This is a genomic window from Collimonas fungivorans (assembly GCF_028292705.1).
GTDB lineage: Bacteria > Pseudomonadota > Gammaproteobacteria > Burkholderiales > Burkholderiaceae_D > Collimonas > Collimonas fungivorans_B.
In genome coordinates this window covers 1-5,817 of the sequence record NZ_JAQGLV010000353.1, presented here as the reverse complement: position 1 = coordinate 5,817, position 5,817 = coordinate 1, and the positions used below count along the sequence as shown (strand labels likewise).

The window sequence follows — 5,817 nt, the reverse complement described above, 5'->3', positions numbered from 1 at the left end:
TTCGCAAAGGGGACGGCTGCGGCCCGGGATGCCCGCCGTATCCGAGACAACCTGCGATACCGGCGCACTGCCCTGCTCCACCCAGTTTTCCAGCGCCGTCAGCGAATCCCATGCGGCATTGAAGACCGTTGACAGCGAATGGCCGTAGCCAGGGATTTCGTAGTAGCGGACAAAGCTGCCGACCGCAGCGCTGCCCATGGTCGATTGCAGGCGCCGGAAATAATCCTCGGTGGAGCGGGTGCTGACCAGCGCATCTGACATGCCATGCGCCATCAGGATCTTTCCACCCCTGGCCTTGAATGCCGACAAATCAGTCTTGTTGATGTCTTGCATGACCGTGAGCTGATCGATGCGCGCCTGCCATGGGCCCGCATTCTGCGGATCGAGCGACAGGGAATCAAACGCCGCATTGCGCGTGACGAAGTATTTCGCCCACTGGTCCCAGAACGTCGCCCAGTACGGCGCATCGGTCGGCATCGGCTGCGCCGGCTGGCTATCGCCCATGGCCAGCAGCCTGACCGTTTTCTGCGCCACCGAGTCGCCAGCCAGGCCGAGATCGGCGCCCCACACATTGAAGCCGGGGTACTGCATTTCTCCGCTGCCGAGAGGACGGCTGAAGGTGATCGGCGTGCTATAGGTTTTCAAGGCTGCGATCTGCGGATCGGACAGGCAGCTATCGCCGCTATCCGCCCCGCCGGCACAGCGCAGCGGTGCGCCGTTCAGCGTCGCGCTGGCGGGATCAAAACCGCTGTTGCATGCCGCCATATTGCTGATCAAGCCGTCCTTGACGCCGTCCAGCGCATCGCAGCTTGCCATCGCCGCGTCATACAGCGTCTTGCGTTTGGCCGAGTTCAGATAAGCGCCCGGCATGGCGAAAGCGCGCGTGATGCGGCCGAACTGCAGGTCCAGGCTGGCCGCAGCCCAGGCCGGATACAGCGCAATCACGCCATCCCAGTCCTGCGGCCAGCGCTGCGTCACCGCCAGGGCTTCGCGGCCACCGGTCGAGCCGCCGGCGAAGTAGGATTTTTGCGGTGTACGAGCGTAATACTGCTGGATCAGGTGGATCGCCGCGTCGCGTGTTTTCTTGAGCGCATCGCCGGCAAAATTCCGCAAGGCTTCGTCGTTCTGTCCGAAGGTGCCGTCGCGGCTGCCCATCTGGTTAGCCTGATGTCCGGAATCGCTGCCAAAAGTGGCGTAACCGCGCGCCAGCGGCCTGGCCTTGTCCTGCGGACCGGCGGGGACGTTGCCGCTGACATCGGGCACGGTGCCGTTATAACCACCACCGCCGAACATCAGCGCCTTGTGGTTCCAGGCGGTCGGCAGGCCGAGCTGGAACTTGATTTTCGGCGCGACCGGATCGACCGGATTGATCTCGCCCTTCACCAGGCAGTACTCGCCGGTCGCCGCCACGCCGCTGCCGGCTGGCGCCACAGTGTGCGCGTCGGTGACGATGGCGCCGCTGGTCGGCAAGCCGATGGCCTGTGCGGATATGGCCATGCCGTTCAGCTGGGTGCAGCTGACAGGGACGCCTGGATGCAACTCGCCGCCACCACCGCATCCGGCGGACAGCAGCATCATCCCCAGCAGGGCCGAACCGAGGACAGTTGACGTCCTCAGGAATTTTCCTTGAACCATCATGAATGTTTTCCTTTCATGTGTTTTGGCTGCAGATTATTTTTGCGATAGCGGGGAAACAGTAACATTTAAAGATAGAATTTTCGACATGAACCAGAGATGTTTTCCCCGCCCTACCAATTATCCGGCCCGACAATGAAAACCTTCTTTCAGTATCTGACGATATTTAGCACATTGTCCTGTATCGCCACCAGCGCAGCGCTCGCTGGCGAACGCATCGTTTACAAAGGAACGCTGGGGAAAAATACAGAAGTCGTGCTGGAGCTTGAAAAAGTAGCCGATGGTTATGACGGCCGCTATTTCTATACACGCCATGGCGTCGACATTCCCCTGCATGGCCCTCTTGCATCACTCAAGGAAGCGCTGCCCAGATATGAACATGGCGAGCTCCTGGCAGGCGACGATAACCGTGACCAGCCGATATTCATCGATCCCGCCACGGAAAAACCACGCAGCGTCTGGCACGGGAAAATCGATGGTGATACTTTCCAGGGCAGCTGGCGTGACGCCAAAACAAAGAAAAGCCTGGCATTTGAATTGCATCAGGTCGGCCGCTACGACCCCGACGCCATCAGGCCAGTCGGCGTGGAGGCGGTTACTGCCGCCATTACACCAGGCATAGGCAGCAACATCGCTTATGGCACGGCGATCTCGCTCAAGAACACTCCCTACGACTACCTGAAATTGCAATTCCCGCTGCAAGCAGGGCCAGAAATCCTGCGTAAAAACGTCGGCTACCGCATGGTGATAGATCCAAGAACAAGGTTCGCCTACCCGCGACTGACCCGCCATCCCAATCCCCAGGTGCTGGCAAGCATCAACCAGATCCTTGAGCAGCGCCATTGGCAAATGAGCCTGGCGGCGCTGGAATGCAAGGCGACGCTCTACACCATGGACGGACCTGCCGCCGGAACCCTGGGAAACTTCGACTCGGAAACCATCGGGGTGCGCTATGTGTCGGAAACATTGATGAGCATCGTCGAAGCGGGAAGCACCTTTTGCGGCGGCGCCCATCCGAACAACCATTACGACCCGTTTACACTTGACCTGATCCACGGCAGCTACCTGGATTTCAACCGCCTGTTTCCAGTCCGGATAAGGAATAAAGACGGTTCCGATATCGATCCCCTTCTTGTAGACTTCATCAGCGAGAAGGTGAAATCAAAGAAGAGCCGCGATAAATTGAATCCAGATATCGATTGCACCGACGTGCTGCCGCGATATCTGGATTTCGAATTTGACGAGCCGGACAAGATTTCCTTCGTTGTTTCCGGCATCGGCCATGCCATGGGCGTGTGCCTGGGGCCACAACTCGTCATGCCGATACGCGCATTGAAACCGATCCTCAAGCCAGGCGCAAAGGCGTACTTCTGAATGGGGATACGCCTCAACTCTTAAGCAAAAGGGAGAACTTTACCTTGAAGCATGAAAAACCAAATTCTTCCTGATAAGCTAGATGGGAATTGGCGCTCCTTCGACTCGGCGGCTATTTCATGCAGAACCGAAGAGAGTGAAAATAATTGGCAAGACCGAAGGCGCCGGAAATCAGCTTCAAGGATCAATATTTCCGGGAAAAAATATGGACAGGCTATGAGAAATGTTGATTACCATTTCCCTAACAAGCTAGCAGGACGCATTGACAAACGCGACAGACGGCAGGAGGATAAAGATATGCTTAAACGTATAGAAAAACTGGAAACCGAGCTGTCTGAAGTCAAAACCGATGTTGCCGTCATCAGGTCTAATTACGCGACCAAAGCCGATCTGACTGAAGCCAAAAACAACATCATCATATGGGTAGTGAGTGCGTTTTTCCTGACCCAGCTGTTACCGGCTCTTCTTAAAAAGATCGGTATCTGACTTTCCCCGGCGCTCACCCAACTTCCCTCGACTGCGGTTGGCAGCAATCAAACGAAAATGCCCTCACTACCGAGGGCATTTTTAATTTCGGCGGCGGTAGGACTTGCCCCTTCATTCTAGCCAGCGTGGCTCCGATACATTGCCAGCGTCAGCTCCTGGCCGACATGCGACAGCTGCGTTGCAGCCCCTTCCGCCGCGCCCTCGGCAGATTCGACAATACGCGCAAACATCAGCGCTTCGTATTCAGCCACGGCCTCGGCCCAGTCCGTGCGCTCAATGAGCAGCCGCGCCAGTTCGGCCGCATCGAACATGGCGTTGTTTACCCCGTCGCCGCCAAAAGGCGACATGACATGCGCAGCGTCGCCAAGCAGCGTGAGGCCGCGCCGGCTGGCCCAGCAATGCCCCACCGGCAGCGCATAGATCGGACGGATGGCGAAGTTGTCGTTGCTGGCCCGGAACAGATCCAGTATCTCGGGAGCGAAGCCATCAAACTCCTTGATCAGTTCCGCGCGCATGGCAGCCGGCGCAGCAAGGTCGAAACGCTGCGCCGCCCAGTCGGCCGGCACGCGGAAGATGGCATAAGCGCGGATGTGCGCATTGCCATTGCGCTGCGCGATGATTTCCTTGCCGTCGGCTTCAACGCCCATCTTGCCACGGCCTACCAGCTGCGATAGCGCCGGATGGCTGCGGTCGACGTCGTCGATGCCGCACTCGATGAAGGTAAGGCCGCTGTATTGCGGCCGGTAAGGCGACAGCAATGGCCGTATCCGCGACCACGCGCCATCGGCGCCGACCACCAGGTCGAACGGCCCCTCGCTGCCGTGATCGAAGACCAGGTCCCAGCGCCCGTCGTCACGCGCCTGCACCTCGCGCATGGCGCAGCCCCAGCGCACGCAAGCGGCGGGCAAAGCCTGCAGCAGCATGGCGCGCAGTTCCGTGCGATCCACCTCGGGGCGGTCGCCGCTGGCGGTGTCATCGTCCTCGAACAGCACGTTGCCGGCCTTATCCAGCAGGCGCGAGCCCTGATCCTCGTAGCGGGCGATGGCCAGGAACGCTTCCATGAGGCCAGCCTGCCTGAGCGCCCGCAGGCCCGATCCTTCATGCAAATCCAGGGTGCCGCCCTGTGGGCGTTCCAGCGAATGGGATTCCTGCTCGAACACCGTCGCGGCGATGCCGTGCAGGTGGAGGATACGGGCAAGTGTCAGGCCTCCCGGGCCTGCGCCGACTATGGCGATGCGTAATTGTGTATTCACAGAATGGATTGATTCGTTTATAATAGGCACCTATATATAAACATAGTTACCTATGGGATGTCAACATGATGAAGATTGACCTGTCGAACAACCCCGTGAAACTCATCGGCCAGGCTTACCGCACCTCCATGCGGCTGGTCGACGGCCCGCTGCGCGCGCTGGGGTTCGCCATGGGGCAGTTGCCGGTGCTGGTGGCGCTCAAGAAGAGCGGCGCCTTGTCGCAGGCCGAACTGGCGCGGCTGGCGCAGGTGGAGCAACCCAGCATGGCGCAGCTGCTAAATCGCATGGAGCGCGACGGGCTGGTGCAGCGGGTTCCCAATCCCGATGACAAGCGCAGCCAGCTGGTTTCGCTGACTGCCGGTGCTTCAGAGCGGATGCCTAAGGGAAAGGCCGTCATGGACGCGGCTAGCCGGCAAGCCCTTGCGGGCTTTACCAAAGAAGAGCGGGACCAGCTGATGGCGTTGTTGTTGCGTGTGAACGACAATCTTGATCGTGCGATTGGCGAGACTGAGAGTTAAGGCGAAGTCCGGAGCCGTTTTACGTTACCCATATCGCAAGCCTCGAGGCTCACTGTAGGTTCGTATGTTTTTGGCGTTGACTGCCGGACTTGCTCTCGGGTTTTCTACTCGCGCCCTACTCGCATGTCATTGAAGACGTCGATGTAGCTCTCTGCCCTTTCCGACAGCACACCAGCTGCAGCCATCGCCATGCGCGTCAGGCATTCGGTATCGGAAACGTTGAGTGTGGGCGGGGATTCTTCGTCGCCATGTTCTCTTGCCAGATTACTGGCATGGATCAGCGACAGGCAGGTTTTAATACCCTGGCTCAGATCCAGTGTCAACGCCATGAATTGCGCCGATCTGTTCATGTGCAGCTCTTCGGCTAGGCAGGAGAACGATTGGTGGTTTGCTTTTACCGGAATACGCTGAGATTCTATGGATGTAGTCATAACGGCCTCCATGATTGCGATTAAGCCGTTCCCGCTGCAAAACGGGAGGGCGGCAGATGGCAAGGTTTGCAGACCGGTGCAAAAAGGAAAACCGGCAGCCCGAAGGCTCCCTACCACCGC

Annotated in this window: 6 protein-coding genes; 3 read left to right on the top strand and 3 right to left on the bottom strand. The window is 58.7% G+C overall.

Annotated features, from left to right (window positions below; all coding sequences use genetic code 11):
- Positions 1-1,638 (bottom strand): tannase/feruloyl esterase family alpha/beta hydrolase (locus JWQ61_RS19695; RefSeq protein ID WP_304361996.1); only part of this gene is annotated, 1,638 nt, incomplete at its 3' end.
- Between the two features lie 132 nt (positions 1,639-1,770).
- Here JWQ61_RS19695 and JWQ61_RS19690 point away from each other — a divergent pair.
- Both JWQ61_RS19690 and JWQ61_RS19685 read left to right on the top strand, forming a co-directional pair.
- On the top strand, positions 1,771-3,009 hold the full coding sequence (locus JWQ61_RS19690) for a hypothetical protein (protein ID WP_304361995.1): 1,239 nt from the start codon (positions 1,771-1,773) through the stop codon (positions 3,007-3,009).
- 51 nt (positions 3,010-3,060) lie between these two features.
- Positions 3,061-3,495 carry a hypothetical protein gene (locus JWQ61_RS19685; protein WP_304361994.1) on the top strand — a complete coding sequence of 145 codons (435 nt, stop codon included), beginning with the start codon at positions 3,061-3,063 and terminating at the stop codon, positions 3,493-3,495.
- Between the two features lie 116 nt (positions 3,496-3,611).
- On the opposite strand, the gene JWQ61_RS19680 is transcribed toward JWQ61_RS19685, so the two are convergent.
- Positions 3,612-4,748 carry an NAD(P)/FAD-dependent oxidoreductase gene (locus tag JWQ61_RS19680; RefSeq protein ID WP_304361993.1) on the bottom strand — a complete coding sequence of 379 codons (1,137 nt, stop codon included), beginning with the start codon at positions 4,746-4,748 and terminating at the stop codon, positions 3,612-3,614.
- A 65-nt stretch (positions 4,749-4,813) separates the two neighbouring features.
- Here JWQ61_RS19680 and JWQ61_RS19675 point away from each other — a divergent pair, with 65 nt between their 5' ends.
- Complete coding sequence (locus tag JWQ61_RS19675; protein WP_304361992.1) at positions 4,814-5,266, top strand: MarR family winged helix-turn-helix transcriptional regulator; 453 nt, start codon at positions 4,814-4,816, stop codon at positions 5,264-5,266.
- Between the two features lie 104 nt (positions 5,267-5,370).
- Here the strand turns inward: JWQ61_RS19675 and JWQ61_RS19670 are convergent.
- On the bottom strand, positions 5,371-5,817 hold a 447-nt coding region (locus tag JWQ61_RS19670; protein WP_304361991.1), incomplete at its 5' end, for a hypothetical protein.